A 13,988-nucleotide genomic window follows, 5' to 3' on the forward strand; every position below is an offset into this window, starting at 1 on the left:
AGACAATCCTCCCTTCGAAATTGCATCGGCAGGTCTGTTGCATGGAAGCAGCATGAGTTAAGAGTAGGATAAAGTTAGTATCCCTCATACGTCATTCCTTATTCACGTTGTTGACAAATCGTCAACAACAGCGTACCTTTTAATGGTTAGGGGGATAATCTAATGGAAAAACAACGTCATACAAGACGCAATAAAAAACGACGAATAGGCAGGTACATCTTTCTCTTACTCCTTGTCTGTCTAATTGGTGCGGGTTCCTTTCTTTTTCTTACCGCGAAAGATGTAAAACAAACAGTTCACGATATCCAAAAGAAATCAGCAGCTATTGATGAAGGGATTACTTCCGAGAAGGTTAAGAAAAAAGAAAGGATTAATATTCTTTTGCTTGGTATTGACGAACGGGAATTTGATTCAGGGCGTTCTGATGCTTTACTGCTGATGTCTTTGAATCCCGCTGATGAATCTATGGATTTAATTAGTATTCCACGTGATACAAGGACAGAAATTATTGGCCACGGCACAGTTGATAAAATCAATCATGCCTATGCTTTTGGCGGTGTTGACATGTCGTTGCAAACCGTAGAAAATCTACTGGATATAGATGTTGATTATTTTGCAGAAATTAATATGCAAGGACTCGCTGACTTAGTGGATGCTGTCGGTGGCGTGACAGTAGAGAACAACCTTGATTGGTACGATGAAGGTTTCTACAAGAAAGGCTACCATTTTAAAGAGGGGAAAATAAGTCTGGATGGACAGCAAGCCTTGGGATACACAAGGATGCGTCACTTAGATCCAAACGGTGATTTTGGAAGGAACGCCAGACAGCGTCAAGTAATAGAAGCTGTTATAAATAAAGGGGCTAACATTAAATCTATCAATAAACTAGACGACATACTGAACGTATTGGGGAAAAACGTACAGACAAATATAAATCTCGCTTCTATGCGCCATCTTCTTACGGATTACCGCAATGTTCTTAACTCTGTCCAAGAGCACGAGATGAGTGGACAGGGTACTAAAATCGACGGTATTTACTACTTAGTGGTGCCAGAGGATGAGATAACTAAAATACACAACAGTATAAGTGATTGAGAAGAAGATCCGATGGAATCTTCTTCTTTATCATGCATGGATAGCTTTCTTTTGGAACAGAAGTACAAGTACGAGTAAACCTACAGCTATCCAAACGGTCAATAGACCAACAAATCTTTCGCTTATGCTGCCTATTGCTGCACCACCTAAGTAAAGGAGAATAGCAGATCCTCTAAGATATGTATCAACCGACAGCCCTCGAATGTTGTTTTCCTTCGTTTTCATCACACCTTCTACAAAAGCTGCCAGCGTGCTTGTCAACACGGTTGAAGATAGACCCGCAATATTAAGATTCCTGCCCGCTACTGTTTGTAACCCCATCGCCGAACTAAGTACCACTAGAATTGCAGATGACAACCCTCCATTGACTGGAAGCAGCACTACTGTTATAGCAACAAGTAAGAAAAGCACGAATTCTCCGTACAAGATACTGACTAGTTTTCCTGTCTTTCTTTGTACGAATACAGCAGCTGCAATTCCGATGACAAAGCCTGCTAATGAAAAGGCTGCATTACTCAAAACAGCCTGCCTTCCATCACCGATTCCAATTCCTAACAAGACAATGTTTCCTGTCATGTTGGCTGTAAATACATGAGATAATCCTATATAACCTACTACATCAACCACCCCAGACACAGCACATAAAAGCAAGATGACGGTAAGGTTCCATCTATTCTGCATATCCTTTCCCTCCTTTCTTATCCCTTTCTACCGCATCTATTGACAAGTTGTCAACAACCTTGTACGGTTAAGAAATAAAATTCAAAAGAGGAGTTGTCGTCAACATGGACAATAAGATAGGAAACGTTCTGCGTGAATTGATACGGGAAAAAAATCTATCTATCCGTGAAGTAAGCAGACGAACTGACATTGATGCAGCGATCATTTCCAAGATATTGCATGGGAAAAGAAACGTAACGGTTAATCATCTTAAAAAATTCAGTGACGTTTTGAACAGCTCTCACGAAGAACTGATGCGCATAGCGGGTTTTCTTGATCAATCAGAACCGTTGCAGACAGAGCAGCATTTAGAAGCATTGTGCAAACAAGCAGATCCTTCCTTTACCAGAGAAAGAGTGACACATCAATTGGCTGCTTATGAGGATATTGCATTAACCGAAGGCGGAAAACAAATTATTGAAAATAAGTTTGATGATAAACTCCAGTCCGTGGGGAGCGCTGGTAAACTAGTAAATGATCTCAAGCAAATGTTTTATAAATATCAGGCTGGTATTGGAACAAAACGGGAAATCGTCATTCTTGGTGCAGCGTTACTTTATTTCATCAACCCAATCGATGTGCTCCCAGATTATATATTCCCATTTGGCTACCTTGACGATACAATTGTCGTCCAAACCGCAATGGTTAATAGCACTAAATAACAAGAGGAGATACTTAATTAGAATCCTGGATGAATGAATTAATAACTGCCTTGGCTACCCAGCCATTACACTCTTAATAATGATAGAAATTATAATTCCGCCGCTGCCTTCTGAGGTAACCCTTCTATTTGGAGGCTTTCTTGCAGCTACCACGAATCTAAATCTAATCCTTGTCATACTAACTTCTACATTAGGAGCATTTATAAGCTCTGCTATTTTTTTATTGGGTTTGGACGTTATTTGATATAGACAAGCTCTCAAACTTATAAAAGCACTAATTTGACCTGAGATTCGTTATCTCCGGTCAAACCCACCTTCTGAATGAAGCTCCTGTCCTGTTACCCAGTAGCCATTGTCTCCTACGAGAAAGCATATTAACCTTGCCGCATCATCAGGTTCCCCAATTCTTCCCATTGGAAAGCTTGGCAGCAATGCTTGCCGTATGTCATCTGTCATCCATGTACTGTCTGTCGGCCCTGGATTCACTGCATTCACGTTGATACCTATAGAAGCCAAGTTAGCTGCTAAAGATTGGCTAAATGCAGTGATGGCCCCTTTTGTAGCGATGTAGGCCAGTTCTCCCGGCATTGGTCCTTTACTTTGTCCTGAAGTAAGATTCACGATACTTCCCCAGCTGGCGGGTTTCTCCTGCTCAAACAATCGTGCAAAACCTGTACAAAGGAGGAAAACACTGCGCATATTTACTGCGTAATGCCTATCCAGCTGCCTCTCATCCAATTCTTGATACGTACCGTTTTCCGAAAATGCCGCGCAATTAACCAATACCGACGGGATGCCAAGTCGCTGTACTTCCTCCAGAATATAGGTAGCTGCCCCAGATTCCTCTAAATCTACTTCGAGGCCTTCACATCTGACACCACAAGCATGCATCTCACTGACAAAATGATCTGGCCACGTTTCACCTGCTTGCCAATATGTAAAAAAGATATCCATTCCTTGTTCAGCCAATCGGCGGCACACAGCAGTTCCAATGGAGCGTGGATAGGAAACACCCGTTACAATTGCTAACTTTCTCATGGAAGAACCTCCCTTTTCATCTACTATTCATATTATTCGTGTACAATGGAAGTAAATCCTTTGAAAGGTGACCACTCTTGAAAAAACACCTTATCTTTCCTTCTGTTAGTATCTTCGTCATACTTGCTGTCTTTGGATGGTTGCTTTACAAAGCATTCACTGACATGTCCTTCTCTGGAAGTGACACCACGATGCTCCTTGTTATTCCATGCTTTATTATTACATGGCGCTCGAAAGAACAAGCAGCTTTTTCACTTTATGGTGCTTTTCTTCTTGTAACAGCCATATGTACGGCATTAGAGAGTTTCCAGACTGAGCAGCCTAGCATTTACCTCCTTATCACCCTTCTTGTCGGGACGCTTTTACTTCCAATTCAAATCCTTATTACGACAGCAAAAAAGCAGAAGTAGCCCTCCTGTTTTTTTACTCTGCTTTATCTTTCATTCGCCAAACGACATGTTGAAGCCTAAAACTTTGCATACTGCCTTATTATTCGACATGCAACAACAGCTTTTCTTCTTCAACCTTTACCTGTTCCTCGTGAAACACTTCTCACAATACAAAAAACTTCTCCCCCATTTTTCATAGGGGAGAAGCTTTTCTTTACTTCACTAAGCTTTCAACTGCATCGTCTACAATTTGTTCGTTTGCAATTGGGCCTGTATACAGCCAGCTTGTGTCTTTATCGTATTTGTAAACATTGCCTTCTTTGATAGCTGGTACATTCGCAAGCAGTGGATCTTCTAGTATTTCAGACCCATCGCCTTCATCACTATTGATTAAGAAGAGGTGATCCACATCCATTGTTGCTAGTTGTTCTAGGGAAACTGGATTCCAGTTTGCTGCTGCGCCTTCGGAGATTTCTTTCACGCCTTCTGGAACCGCGATACCTAAATCACCATAAAGCACTGCACCGCTGGATAGGTTTTCATTTACGATATAAAGCTTTCCGCCAACAAGCCAGACAGCTGCTGCTGATTCGTCTCCGATAGCTTGCTGAATCTGCTCTTTTGCGTCAGCAGCTTTTGCATCATAGTCATCGAGTACTTGCTGCGCTTTATCTTCTTTGCCGAAGATTTCACCGACTGTTTGCAATTCTTTGCGCCAGTCTCCGTTTTCTTCCGTGCCCATTACATACGTTGGGGCAATCTTGTTATACTGCTCATATTTATCACCTTCTACCATGGATGCGGAATCCATGATAATTAAATCTGGCTTGTAACTAGCTACTGCTTCAAAAGGAAGCGTCGAATCAATTGTTGGTACGTCTTTTAAACTGTCCTGCAAGTATCCTTGCGGGGAACCGTTATTTACAGACCATTGTGCTGCTGGAGTTATATCAAGTGCGACAAGATTGTCCTCCAAATATGAAGCAATTACGTTTTCCGGGTTAGCTGGAATTTCTACTTCGTTACCCAGTGCATCGGTCAACGTACGTGCTCCATTACTCTCTGCATTATCAGAAGCATTATTTTCAGCTTTATCACTTGAATCGTTGCTGCCGCAACCTGTTATAATAAACACAACACTGGCGAAGATAGCCAGAAGTAAAGACATACTCTTTCTCTTGAACAAGGTACTCACCTCTTATTTTTATGATATAATCTCCAATAAATGATAACAATTATCATTATCAATTACAAGTATATCTCTTATATTTGACATACATAGAGTAAAGAAAGCGGGTTAACGATGCAAGCACGCAGACTTTTGGGCACAATTATCCTTATCGCAGGTACGCTACTGCTGATTTTCTCAATCGGACTTTCCATCATTTACGGTGTTTCGGACATTTCTCTCAGCACTGTCTGGAATAGTATTTTCCATTATGATGCTACAAATACATCTCATCAAATTATTCAGCGTCTCCGGCTGCCTCGTGCAGTAGCAGCAGTCTTGATTGGTGCTATGCTGGCGGCTTCGGGAGCAATTATGCAAGGCATGACACGCAATCCGCTCGCCTCTCCGCAGATTATGGGAGTTACATCAGGAGCCACATTCATGATTGCGATTGCGCTCGTGTTTCTGCCTGGTTTGTCCAATGTACATTTACTCTTCTTTGCGTTTGCGGGGGCAGGACTTGGTCTTGGACTTGTTTTTGGGGTCGGTCTGCTGGCGCGAACCGGATTAACACCTGTGAAACTAGCCTTGGCAGGAACAGCCATCACTGCCTTGCTCGGTTCGTTTTCCAATACAATGGCTATCCATTTCGATGTGGCACGGGATTTGAGCTTTTGGTATGCGGGCGGCGTAGCGAATGTACAATGGGACACCGTGAAGCTGTTATTCCCTGCAGCAGTCATTGGAATGATCCTAGCACTATTCATTAGCGGCTCGGTTACTACACTCAGCTTAGGAGAAGATGTCGCTACTGGTCTTGGTCTTAAAACAGGCGCCGTGAAAGTTGCGGGTGTGCTTGTTGTTCTTATCTTGACAGGAGCGGCTATCTCAGTCGGCGGAACAATCGGTTTTGTCGGCTTGGTTATTCCGCATATCACGCGCTTTATCGTCGGACCGGATTATCGCTGGATTATTCCTTGTTCTGCTATCCTAGGCGGTATTTTGCTGAACTTTGCAGACATTCTTTCCCGTATGGTCAATCCGCCATTCGAGACACCCGTCGGCGCCCTTACAGCATTGATCGGCGTTCCATTTTTCATTTATCTAGCTCGCCGGGAGGGTAAGAATATATGATACATTCCACGAAAAAGACAAGCATCGCAGCGATTAGTATCATCGCCGCTATTCTTATTATCTTCTTCATCAGTTTGAATACAGGGACCATTCCAATCGGTCCTGCAGATGTCATCAAAACCTTACTCGGTACAGGAGACGGATCTTATGATGTGATTCTTTTTGATTTTCGCCTCCCCCGGATGGTGATTGCACTTTTGATTGGAATCGGCATGGGCATTGCAGGTGCCATCCTCCAAGGTGTATCTCAAAACGGACTAGCTGATCCAGGCATACTCGGTATAAATGCAGGTGCCGGCTTTGCTGTCGTTCTTTATATTTTCTTCTTGCAGGATCAACTAGCAGGAAGCGGTAATCTGCAAGTGTTCATTATGCCGATTTTCGCTTTTGCCGGTGCTTTTCTAGCAGCAGGCCTCGTCTATACGCTGGCATGGAAGAAAGGCATAACACCTGTACGTCTCATTCTAGTCGGTATTGGTATTAATGCTGCATTTGGCGGACTGATAATAGTGTTCCAACTGATGATGGAACCAAAAGATTTCACACAGGCCACCGTTTGGCTTAACGGAAGCATTTGGCAAACAAGCTGGAACTATGTGCTCGCCCTTTTGCCGTGGATTGTTTTGCTTGTGCCATTTGCTATGTATAAAGCTAAAGCGCTGAACGTATTAACACTTGGTGACCAGCTCGCAACAGGCGTTGGAGCTCCCGTCCAAAAAGAACGCACCTTGCTGCTGCTGACAGCCGTCGGATTGGCAGGAGCTTGTGTCTCTGTCGGAGGAGCCATTACGTTTCTTGGACTTGTGGCGCCGCACTTGGCAAGACGTATAGTCGGTCCGAACCACAAGCATCAGCTCCCGATCTGCGCATTAATTGGGGCACTCATTATGCTAGTTGCGGATACACTATCACGCACGCTGCTGGCACCATCAGAGATTCCGATTGGTTTGGTAGTCTCCGCAATCGGCGCACCCTATTTTATTTACTTATTAATTAAAGAATGAACCTCTGCAAATGCAGGGGTTCATTCTTTTTCCTCCGCCAGAATGGGATGTTTGGTATAATATGTTTTGTACAAGTTAACGACTCACTCAAGGGCGGTCTGACTCATTCCCCATAAGGGGGTGAGGCATATAGCGATACTCGAGCTCCTGCTGTCGATTGGCAAATTAATGTTTGCATTTGGCATGTTTCTGCTCGCATTGCTGACTTATTTAGACAATAAAAAATAGACCCCCTTGAGCCCTGAACAAGTCTAAGGTGGTCTATTTTCTCATGAAAATATTCTGAGTCAGCGCCATGATGGTCGCTTGTACACCACCAGGGTGCGCCAACACCCTGGTCTTTTTTTATGGTATTCATTATCTATGTTCAATATACCACTTCTCACGGCATTTCTTCAAGAATGGCAGTTAGAGCATAATCAAAGTATTTAAGTATCAAGTTTTGAGCCGTCTATATTTTCATATGTTGTTCAATCAGCCAACGATTTCCTAAGTCAAATTTAAATTTTTTAAGAACGTACTAAAGTTCTTTCCGATACAATATCCCGCAAGCTATCCACAATGGTTTGCTCACAAGTGTCACCTAACGGGATATCCACATGTGCATAACTTGCTAACTCTTCATGTTTACCTATCATGACCGCATACTTAGCATGCCGGAACATCTCAATGTCATTGGCGTCATTTCCGAAGGCGATATATTCCCTTTCCTTGATTCCTGCTTGTTGGATGGCTGTCCATTTATCAATACCCGGAGGGCTGATGTCTATAATCTCCTCTCCATGATGACGATGCACCCGTAATCCTAGTGCCTTTGCTTCTGCGGCTACTTTTTCTTGATCAGCCGATTGAAGAATGAGTATTTTTACTACCTGACTTAACTCGTCCAGCTGAACTTGTTCTGCGAGATTATCCGGATCCAAATTTGCCTTTATCGGATGCATCGGATCTCCTGTATACGCATAATTCCAATCTCCATCAATCAAATAAGCCGCGTTATGCATCTTCATTATTTCTTTCATAGCAGCAACTTGTTGAGATGAAAATGCCTGTAAGAAAACGACCTTTCCATTACGGGAAATAAGTGATCCATTCCCACCTATCAAGGTAGCTGAATGAAAGTGCTGATCAATAACCGGTAGCAAATCACGTATCGGCCGAGCTGATGCAAATAATATTTGATGGCCATTTCGCTCCAGTTCTTTGAGCATATTCATTATTTTTGTCGTGACTGGTTTGCCTTTAAAACAGATTGTACCATCTAAATCAAAGATAAAATTCATGCTTGTTCCTCCAGTATTAGTGCCATATGAATCTCTGTAATATATGTATCGTCTAATTTCATTGCATTCTTCTCAACTGCAAATTGCTTAAAACCAGCTTGTTCATATACATGCTTCGCCACATGATTGTTCGCAGCAACCACTAGATTTACTTTCTCTATTCCTTCTCGCTTACGTGCTACTTGGATCATATGCTTTATCAGCATTTTTCCATAACCATTCCCTTTGACTTCCGGAGCCAGGTATACGGCTACTAAATCAGCTCGGTGCTGCAGCTTCGTCAGTATCTCATAGCGCAATGTTGCATTTCCTGCCAGCACTCCATCTTCAAATATTCCATATGTTTCTGCTGTCGCGCTCTCTAAATTCGCTTTTACTTGCTCAATTGGCCGGTTTGCCGCTTCCTCATACGTTGTACTAAAAGCATCCGGATGATATTGCAAAGCTTGTAATCTTAGTTCCCAATATGCTTCTGCATCTGCGGCTGTTAATTTTCTAATGTTCATCGTTTTCCTCCAGTTTATGTTGGCAAAAATGAAACAGCTAGTCATAAGAAATTTATAGATGCTGCAGGTAAAGATTTCACTAAAGTGTATCTATATCCGCTTAGCCTATATAATACCCATCAAACAATCGCCCGCCATACGGTCGCAGACAACCCTCAGCCAACTCCACAATAGCTTGTTTGTCATGCCTCTGATAAAATGCTTCTAAACTTTGTTCAAACTGATCTGCTAGCACAGCATCCATGTTTCTTAGCTCTCGGAACATCCACTTCCCAGAACCAAGCCAATGTTTGTTTGTACGCAATGTAAAAACGGCTAAATCATGAATGATACTATTAGCTAAAAAATAAGCTTCTCCGCCTGCTTTTTTATCCAGAAGGTCATCGATCAGATTAGAAATCATGTATCGGTTATGATTAATCAGCCGTTCATCCCAGGCTAGCGGCCCTTGCGCAAGGATCCTTTTTGCTTCATCCTTCATCTTTAACAAAGCTTCAGAGTCTTTCAGCACAATTCCTTCGCTGGCCATTCTTGGCAAGGAAGGTATCGCACGTGCCGCATCATTGTGAAAGAATTCATGATATGCATCACCTGTATACACAAATACCTCGACCGGCCAGTCCTCATAAATTATGGATTCTCGATAGGCACTGTCTTTCCCTGTGTAAAGGATAATAATATCCAGATCGGAAGTTACTGTGGCTTCTCCTCTGGCACAGCTTCCAGCCAGCATAGCACCATCACAATCCGGGTGATTAACTTTGACGAATCTTTTAGCAGTATCTAATGGGTTTCTCAAAAGAATTCCTCATTTCCAATTGACGTTAATATCCAGTATCTGTATACTGAGCATACAACAAAACAAAAGCGTTGATAAGGACAAAATGCAAAGCGCCCCTATCTTAAAGAGAGTGAAGGAATTGCTGGGACCTTCGCAGATAAGCACATGCATTACCACCTTGGAGCTATTACGGGGAAATACAAGTATCCGTAATCGGGAAGACCGTTATCGAATTTTGGAGCATCAGTGTTTACTGATGGAATTAGGGTGGAACCACGACCGCAATCGTCCCTTTATGGGAACGCGTGCGGTCTTTTTGTATACATTTTTATAGATAAAAGCAATGCGAAGGACATGATCCTAGGTCATCCCCTTCCTGACAGAAAGCAGGGTCACCGGCTGAGAGCCCTGCAGGAAAGCGATCAGGATTACCACCTTCAAGCTATGATGGGGAAATGATAGTATCCGTCATCGGTAGAACCGTTATCTCTTCTATGAGCGCCAGTATTGGCGGAATTCAGGGTGGAACCACGGCCACAATCGTCCCTATTGAGGGAGGATTGTGGCCTTTTTTTATTTCAAAGGAGGATATACACATGAACAAACAAGCAGAAGCAGAAAAACGGAATCACCGTAAACTTGGACAGCAGCTCGAACTTTTCATGAGCATGGAGGAAGCACCAGGTATGCCTTTCTTCCTGCCAAAAGGAATGGTGCTGCGCAATAAATTGGAGGAGCTGTGGAAAGAAAAGCATGCAAAAGCGGGTTACGATGAAATTAAGACTCCCATCATGATGAAGCAGCAGTTATGGGAACAGTCTGGTCATTGGGATCATTATCATGAAAATATGTATTTCTCAGAAGTAGATGATCAGCGCTATGCCATTAAACCGATGAGCTGTCCAGGTGCCGTACTCATTTACAACAGCAAGCTCCGCAGCTATCGGGATCTGCCGCTGCGTTATGCAGAATTAGGACTTGTCCATCGACATGAATTGTCTGGCTCACTTAATGGACTGCTACGTGTTCGGTCATTTACACAAGATGACGCACACCTATTTGTTCGCGAAGACCAAATTGAACAAGAAATCGAAAAAGTACTGCAGCTGATTGATGATTTTTACAGCTTATTCGGCTTTGCTTATGAAGTAGAGCTTTCTACTCGGCCTGAAGACTATATGGGCGAACCTGCTATTTGGGATCAAGCAGAAGCATCGCTGGAGAACGTGTTAAAACGACAAGGTGTTGCATATAAAGTTAATGAAGGCGATGGTGCTTTTTACGGACCTAAAATCGATTTTCATATACTCGACAGCCTCGGCCGCAGCTGGCAGTGCGGCACTGTCCAGCTGGATTTCCAAATGCCAGAGAAATTTGACTGCAGCTATGTGGATCAAACGAACAGCCGAAAACAGCCGATTATGATTCATCGCGCTATTTATGGTTCGATTGAACGCTTCATGGCTATCCTGATCGAGCATTATGCAGGTGACTTCCCATTCTGGTTAGCTCCAGTACAAGCAAGTATTCTGCCAATTAGTGACGCACATAAAGATTATGCAACATCTGTTTGTGAAGAGCTCCAGCAAGCTGGCTATCGCGTATCCGTTGATAATCGCGCTGAGAAAATTGGCTTGAAAATTCGAGAAGGCTCACAGCAGAAAGTCCCTTACTTACTTATCGTTGGGGATAGTGAAATGCAAAACCAGACAGTAGCTGTTCGTAAGCGCGCGGAAGGAAATCTTGGGGAGATGTCTTTGGCGGATGTTAGGAAGCAGTTTGAACAATAAGAAAAAAGCGGATGCTCCAAAAGAGTATCCGCTTAAAAAATATCAATCAATTCTTTCGTATAATCATGTCTGCTCGTATCATATATCTCTTCTTTTCTAAACACATCGAGTAACTCTCCATCCTTCATTACCGCAATGCGCTGGCACAGCTGATAGACAGCGGCCAAGTCATGCGAAATGAATAGATACGACATCCCTAATGTTTGCTGCAGGGAACCAAGAAGCTCTAGGATAGCTCCTTGTGAAAGAACGTCCAGGCTTGCTGTTGGTTCATCCAGAACAATAAGCTTTGGTTCAATGCTGATGGCACGTGCAATGGTTACACGCTGTTTTTGTCCGCCGCTTAGTTCGTGTGGATAGCGGTCTGCTAATCCTTTTGGCAGCTCTACTGTCTCAAGCAGCTGCTGGACAAAGTCTTGTTTCGATGTGAAGGGAAAGTGCTTCAACTGCAGCTCATCTTTGAATTGCAAATAAGGATCAAGCAGTGAATCTCTAATTTTCAGCTTCGGATTTAAGGAAGCAGTCGGGTTTTGAAAGACTGTCTGCACATTTCGCCGGTAATCCCGCAGCTGCTTTCGATTGGCATGCGCGAGTGGTGAATCATTATATACAATCGACCCGCCATCCATCTTTTCTACGCCCAATAAACAGCGTGCCAATGTACTTTTCCCACAACCGCTCTCGCCTACTAAACCGAGACTCTCACCCTTTTGAATAGATAAAGAAACATCGTTCACCGCAAGTTTCCCAGGATTATAGCTTTTCTTCAGATTATTAATCTCAATCACTGTCATGACTTGCTAACCTCCCTGACGCGCATAGGAAGTGTTGGTGCAGCCTGTATCAGTTGTTGTGTGTACGCATGCTCTGGCTGATGGACGAGCTTTTGTTTTGTTCCCGTCTCAATAATCTTCCCATCTTTCATTACGGCAATTTTATCGGAGTAGCGAACAACATGACGCCAATCGTGTGTAATGAACAAGATTGCACAGCCTGTCTTTTGCTGTAGCTTTTGCAGTAAGGATAGTATTCTGTGAGCTGACACGCTATCGAGAGCCGTGGTTGCTTCATCCGCGATCAAAATATCGGGTTCCAAAAGAAGCGCTAGCGCAATGGATGCCCGCTGTAATTGTCCGCCGCTCAGCTGGAATGAATAACGCTTCGCAAAACTAGCATCCAAACCGACGGATTCAAGTGCCTCCCTAATCATATCTTTACGATGCGTCTTGTGTACGCCATGCGTTTGCAAGTATTCTTCCATATGCTGCTGGATTGTCAGGAATGGTGTGAACGAGCCATGATATTCTTGGAAAATATAACTGATCGCCTTTCCGCGCAACTGATTCATTTTTTCTTTTGGATGTTCCAAAACATTATCCCCTTGATACATCACTCGTCCGGAGGCTTTCAAATTGGGACCAAGCAGCTGACCGATTGCTTGTGAAAGCATCGTTTTTCCGCTGCCGCTCTGCCCTACGAGGGCAAACCATTCTCCTTTATCGATTGTCAGACTGACGTTATCAACAATTTTCTTTTCTCCATGTGATACCGTTACATCTTCTATCGCTAGAATCATGGCTGCACCTCCTTTTTCACATCAAATTTATCTCGCAGATAGTCGCCCAGTACGTTCGCCACTAAAACGACCGCAACAATTGCCAGACCAGGATAGACCATCATTTCTGGATTCGCTTGGAAATATGGTCTGGATTCATTCAGCATCGCTCCCCATTCCGGTGTTGGCGGCTGAGCGCCAAGGCCGATGTAAGAAAGTGAAGAAATAAGCAAGATGATCTTTCCGAAATCCAAGCTCGCAAGCACTAATACATTCCCAATTATATGCGGCAACAGATGCTTGCGCATAATCGTGAATGTAGACAAGCCATTGATTCTGGCAATCGTGACATAATCTTTCTGCACCTCTGTCAGCACCGTACTGCGCACCATTCGGGCATAGTTCACCCATTTAACAAGTACAATAGCAAATAATAGATTGCCAATACCCGGTCCTAGCAGTCCGCTTAAGACAATGGCAATGACTGTATCTGGGAAAGCGAGGAATCCATCGGCAATTCGCATAAATAACCGATCAACCCAGCCGCCGCGCAGTCCTGCCATTAAACCAAATGGAACACCGATAACGACTGCCGCCGCTAATGCAATCAAACTATAGCCAACTGTTAAACGGAAACCGAGCAGCAGCCTCGTCAGCACATCCCGACCTAGATGGTCTGTTCCGAGCGGATGTGCCCATGTTGGCGATGCTAACCGATTCCCTACGTCTGTCATGTTGGCATCATGCTTCAAATAAAGAAATGTATACGCAACAGCTGCTAGTACGATGAGCAGGATGATACTAATCAGCCACACTTTGGCTTTTTTTATTCTATTTTGGGAAAGAGCCAATACACTCAT

Annotated in this window: 16 protein-coding genes and 1 other annotated feature; of the genes, 7 read left to right on the forward strand and 9 right to left on the reverse strand. The window is 43.4% G+C overall.

Annotated features, from left to right (window positions below):
• Positions 1-162: 162 nt before the first annotated feature.
• A complete protein-coding gene (locus tag KS242_RS16845; protein ID WP_217322391.1) occupies positions 163-1,095 on the forward strand; it encodes an LCP family glycopolymer transferase in 933 nt (310 codons plus the stop codon).
• A gap of 30 nt (positions 1,096-1,125) precedes the next feature.
• On the opposite strand, the gene KS242_RS16850 is transcribed toward KS242_RS16845, so the two are convergent.
• On the reverse strand, positions 1,126-1,776 hold the full coding sequence (locus KS242_RS16850; RefSeq protein WP_217322392.1) for a YoaK family protein: 651 nt from the start codon (positions 1,774-1,776) through the stop codon (positions 1,126-1,128).
• A gap of 104 nt (positions 1,777-1,880) precedes the next feature.
• On the opposite strand from KS242_RS16850, the gene KS242_RS16855 reads away from it, so the two are divergent.
• Positions 1,881-2,477, forward strand: a complete 597-nt coding sequence (locus KS242_RS16855; protein WP_217322393.1) for a DUF1232 domain-containing protein — start codon at positions 1,881-1,883, stop codon at positions 2,475-2,477.
• 294 nt (positions 2,478-2,771) lie between these two features.
• Here the strand turns inward: KS242_RS16855 and KS242_RS16860 are convergent, their stop codons facing one another.
• On the reverse strand, positions 2,772-3,515 hold the full coding sequence (locus tag KS242_RS16860; RefSeq protein ID WP_217322394.1) for an SDR family oxidoreductase: 744 nt from the start codon (positions 3,513-3,515) through the stop codon (positions 2,772-2,774).
• A gap of 77 nt (positions 3,516-3,592) precedes the next feature.
• Between KS242_RS16860 and KS242_RS16865 the strand changes: the two genes are divergently transcribed.
• Positions 3,593-3,925 (forward strand): hypothetical protein, encoded by a 333-nt coding sequence (locus tag KS242_RS16865; RefSeq protein WP_217322395.1) that lies wholly within the window; start codon positions 3,593-3,595, stop codon positions 3,923-3,925.
• 193 nt (positions 3,926-4,118) lie between these two features.
• On the opposite strand, the gene KS242_RS16870 is transcribed toward KS242_RS16865, so the two are convergent.
• Positions 4,119-5,072 (reverse strand): ABC transporter substrate-binding protein, encoded by a 954-nt coding sequence (locus KS242_RS16870; protein ID WP_217322396.1) that lies wholly within the window; start codon positions 5,070-5,072, stop codon positions 4,119-4,121.
• 135 nt (positions 5,073-5,207) lie between these two features.
• Between KS242_RS16870 and KS242_RS16875 the strand changes: the two genes are divergently transcribed.
• From KS242_RS16875 to KS242_RS18355, 3 genes are all read left to right on the forward strand, one after another.
• A complete protein-coding gene (locus KS242_RS16875; protein ID WP_217322397.1) occupies positions 5,208-6,209 on the forward strand; it encodes a FecCD family ABC transporter permease in 1,002 nt (333 codons plus the stop codon).
• The gene (locus KS242_RS16880; protein ID WP_217322398.1) at positions 6,206-7,213 is read left to right on the forward strand and encodes a FecCD family ABC transporter permease; all 1,008 of its coding nucleotides are present in this window, start codon (positions 6,206-6,208) and stop codon (positions 7,211-7,213) included. The genes KS242_RS16875 and KS242_RS16880 overlap by 4 nt, the downstream gene beginning before the upstream one ends.
• A 168-nt stretch (positions 7,214-7,381) precedes the next feature.
• Positions 7,382-7,441, forward strand: coding sequence for a putative holin-like toxin (locus KS242_RS18355; RefSeq protein ID WP_371747644.1), 60 nt, complete (start codon positions 7,382-7,384; stop codon positions 7,439-7,441).
• Positions 7,442-7,722: 281 nt separating this feature from the next.
• On the opposite strand, the gene KS242_RS16885 is transcribed toward KS242_RS18355, so the two are convergent.
• The 3 genes from KS242_RS16885 to KS242_RS16895 all read right to left on the reverse strand — a co-directional run bounded on the left by KS242_RS16885 (position 7,723) and on the right by KS242_RS16895 (position 9,801).
• The gene (locus KS242_RS16885; protein WP_217322399.1) at positions 7,723-8,496 is read right to left on the reverse strand and encodes an HAD-IIB family hydrolase; all 774 of its coding nucleotides are present in this window, start codon (positions 8,494-8,496) and stop codon (positions 7,723-7,725) included.
• Positions 8,493-9,002 carry a GNAT family N-acetyltransferase gene (locus KS242_RS16890; RefSeq protein ID WP_217322400.1) on the reverse strand — a complete coding sequence of 170 codons (510 nt, stop codon included), beginning with the start codon at positions 9,000-9,002 and terminating at the stop codon, positions 8,493-8,495. Before KS242_RS16890 ends, KS242_RS16885 begins: the two co-directional genes overlap by 4 nt.
• 100 nt (positions 9,003-9,102) lie before the next feature.
• Positions 9,103-9,801, reverse strand: a complete 699-nt coding sequence (locus tag KS242_RS16895; protein WP_217322401.1) for a nucleotidyltransferase domain-containing protein — start codon at positions 9,799-9,801, stop codon at positions 9,103-9,105.
• Between the two features lie 62 nt (positions 9,802-9,863).
• Positions 9,864-10,079 (forward strand) — a binding site (T-box leader).
• Between the two features lie 300 nt (positions 10,080-10,379).
• Between KS242_RS16895 and thrS the strand changes: the two genes are divergently transcribed.
• Positions 10,380-11,573, forward strand: a complete 1,194-nt coding sequence (thrS, locus tag KS242_RS16900) for a threonine--tRNA ligase (RefSeq protein WP_217322402.1) — start codon at positions 10,380-10,382, stop codon at positions 11,571-11,573.
• A 32-nt stretch (positions 11,574-11,605) separates the two neighbouring features.
• On the opposite strand, the gene KS242_RS16905 is transcribed toward thrS, so the two are convergent.
• From KS242_RS16905 to nikC, 3 genes are read right to left on the reverse strand one after another with little or no spacing between them, the layout of a single operon-like run.
• Positions 11,606-12,367: an ABC transporter ATP-binding protein gene (locus KS242_RS16905; protein WP_217322403.1), complete on the reverse strand. Its 762-nt coding sequence runs from the start codon at positions 12,365-12,367 to the stop codon at positions 11,606-11,608.
• Entirely contained in the window at positions 12,364-13,149 is a 786-nt protein-coding gene (locus KS242_RS16910) for an ABC transporter ATP-binding protein (RefSeq protein WP_217322404.1), read from the reverse strand. The genes KS242_RS16905 and KS242_RS16910 overlap by 4 nt, the downstream gene beginning before the upstream one ends.
• The gene (gene nikC / locus KS242_RS16915; RefSeq protein WP_217322405.1) at positions 13,146-13,988 is read right to left on the reverse strand and encodes a nickel transporter permease; all 843 of its coding nucleotides are present in this window, start codon (positions 13,986-13,988) and stop codon (positions 13,146-13,148) included. Before nikC ends, KS242_RS16910 begins: the two co-directional genes overlap by 4 nt.

The organism is Terribacillus sp. DMT04 (genome assembly GCF_019056395.1).
GTDB lineage: Bacteria > Bacillota > Bacilli > Bacillales > Amphibacillaceae > Terribacillus > Terribacillus aidingensis_A.

Excerpts from the sequence above, each read along its gene's own strand:
- KS242_RS16845 (WP_217322391.1), top strand. The coding sequence starts at position 163 with ATGGAAAAACAACGTCATACAAGACGCAATAAAAAACGACGAATAGGC.
- KS242_RS16850 (WP_217322392.1), bottom strand. The coding sequence starts at position 1,776 with ATGCAGAATAGATGGAACCTTACCGTCATCTTGCTTTTATGTGCTGTG.
- KS242_RS16855 (WP_217322393.1), top strand. The coding sequence starts at position 1,881 with ATGGACAATAAGATAGGAAACGTTCTGCGTGAATTGATACGGGAAAAA.
- KS242_RS16860 (WP_217322394.1), bottom strand. The coding sequence starts at position 3,515 with ATGAGAAAGTTAGCAATTGTAACGGGTGTTTCCTATCCACGCTCCATT.
- KS242_RS16870 (WP_217322396.1), bottom strand. The coding sequence starts at position 5,072 with ATGTCTTTACTTCTGGCTATCTTCGCCAGTGTTGTGTTTATTATAACA.
- KS242_RS16875 (WP_217322397.1), top strand. The coding sequence starts at position 5,208 with ATGCAAGCACGCAGACTTTTGGGCACAATTATCCTTATCGCAGGTACG.
- KS242_RS16880 (WP_217322398.1), top strand. The coding sequence starts at position 6,206 with ATGATACATTCCACGAAAAAGACAAGCATCGCAGCGATTAGTATCATC.
- KS242_RS16885 (WP_217322399.1), bottom strand. The coding sequence starts at position 8,496 with ATGAATTTTATCTTTGATTTAGATGGTACAATCTGTTTTAAAGGCAAA.
- KS242_RS16890 (WP_217322400.1), bottom strand. The coding sequence starts at position 9,002 with ATGAACATTAGAAAATTAACAGCCGCAGATGCAGAAGCATATTGGGAA.
- thrS (WP_217322402.1), top strand. The coding sequence starts at position 10,380 with ATGAACAAACAAGCAGAAGCAGAAAAACGGAATCACCGTAAACTTGGA.
- KS242_RS16905 (WP_217322403.1), bottom strand. The coding sequence starts at position 12,367 with ATGACAGTGATTGAGATTAATAATCTGAAGAAAAGCTATAATCCTGGG.
- KS242_RS16910 (WP_217322404.1), bottom strand. The coding sequence starts at position 13,149 with ATGATTCTAGCGATAGAAGATGTAACGGTATCACATGGAGAAAAGAAA.
- nikC (WP_217322405.1), bottom strand. The coding sequence starts at position 13,988 with ATGAGTGTATTGGCTCTTTCCCAAAATAGAATAAAAAAAGCCAAAGTG.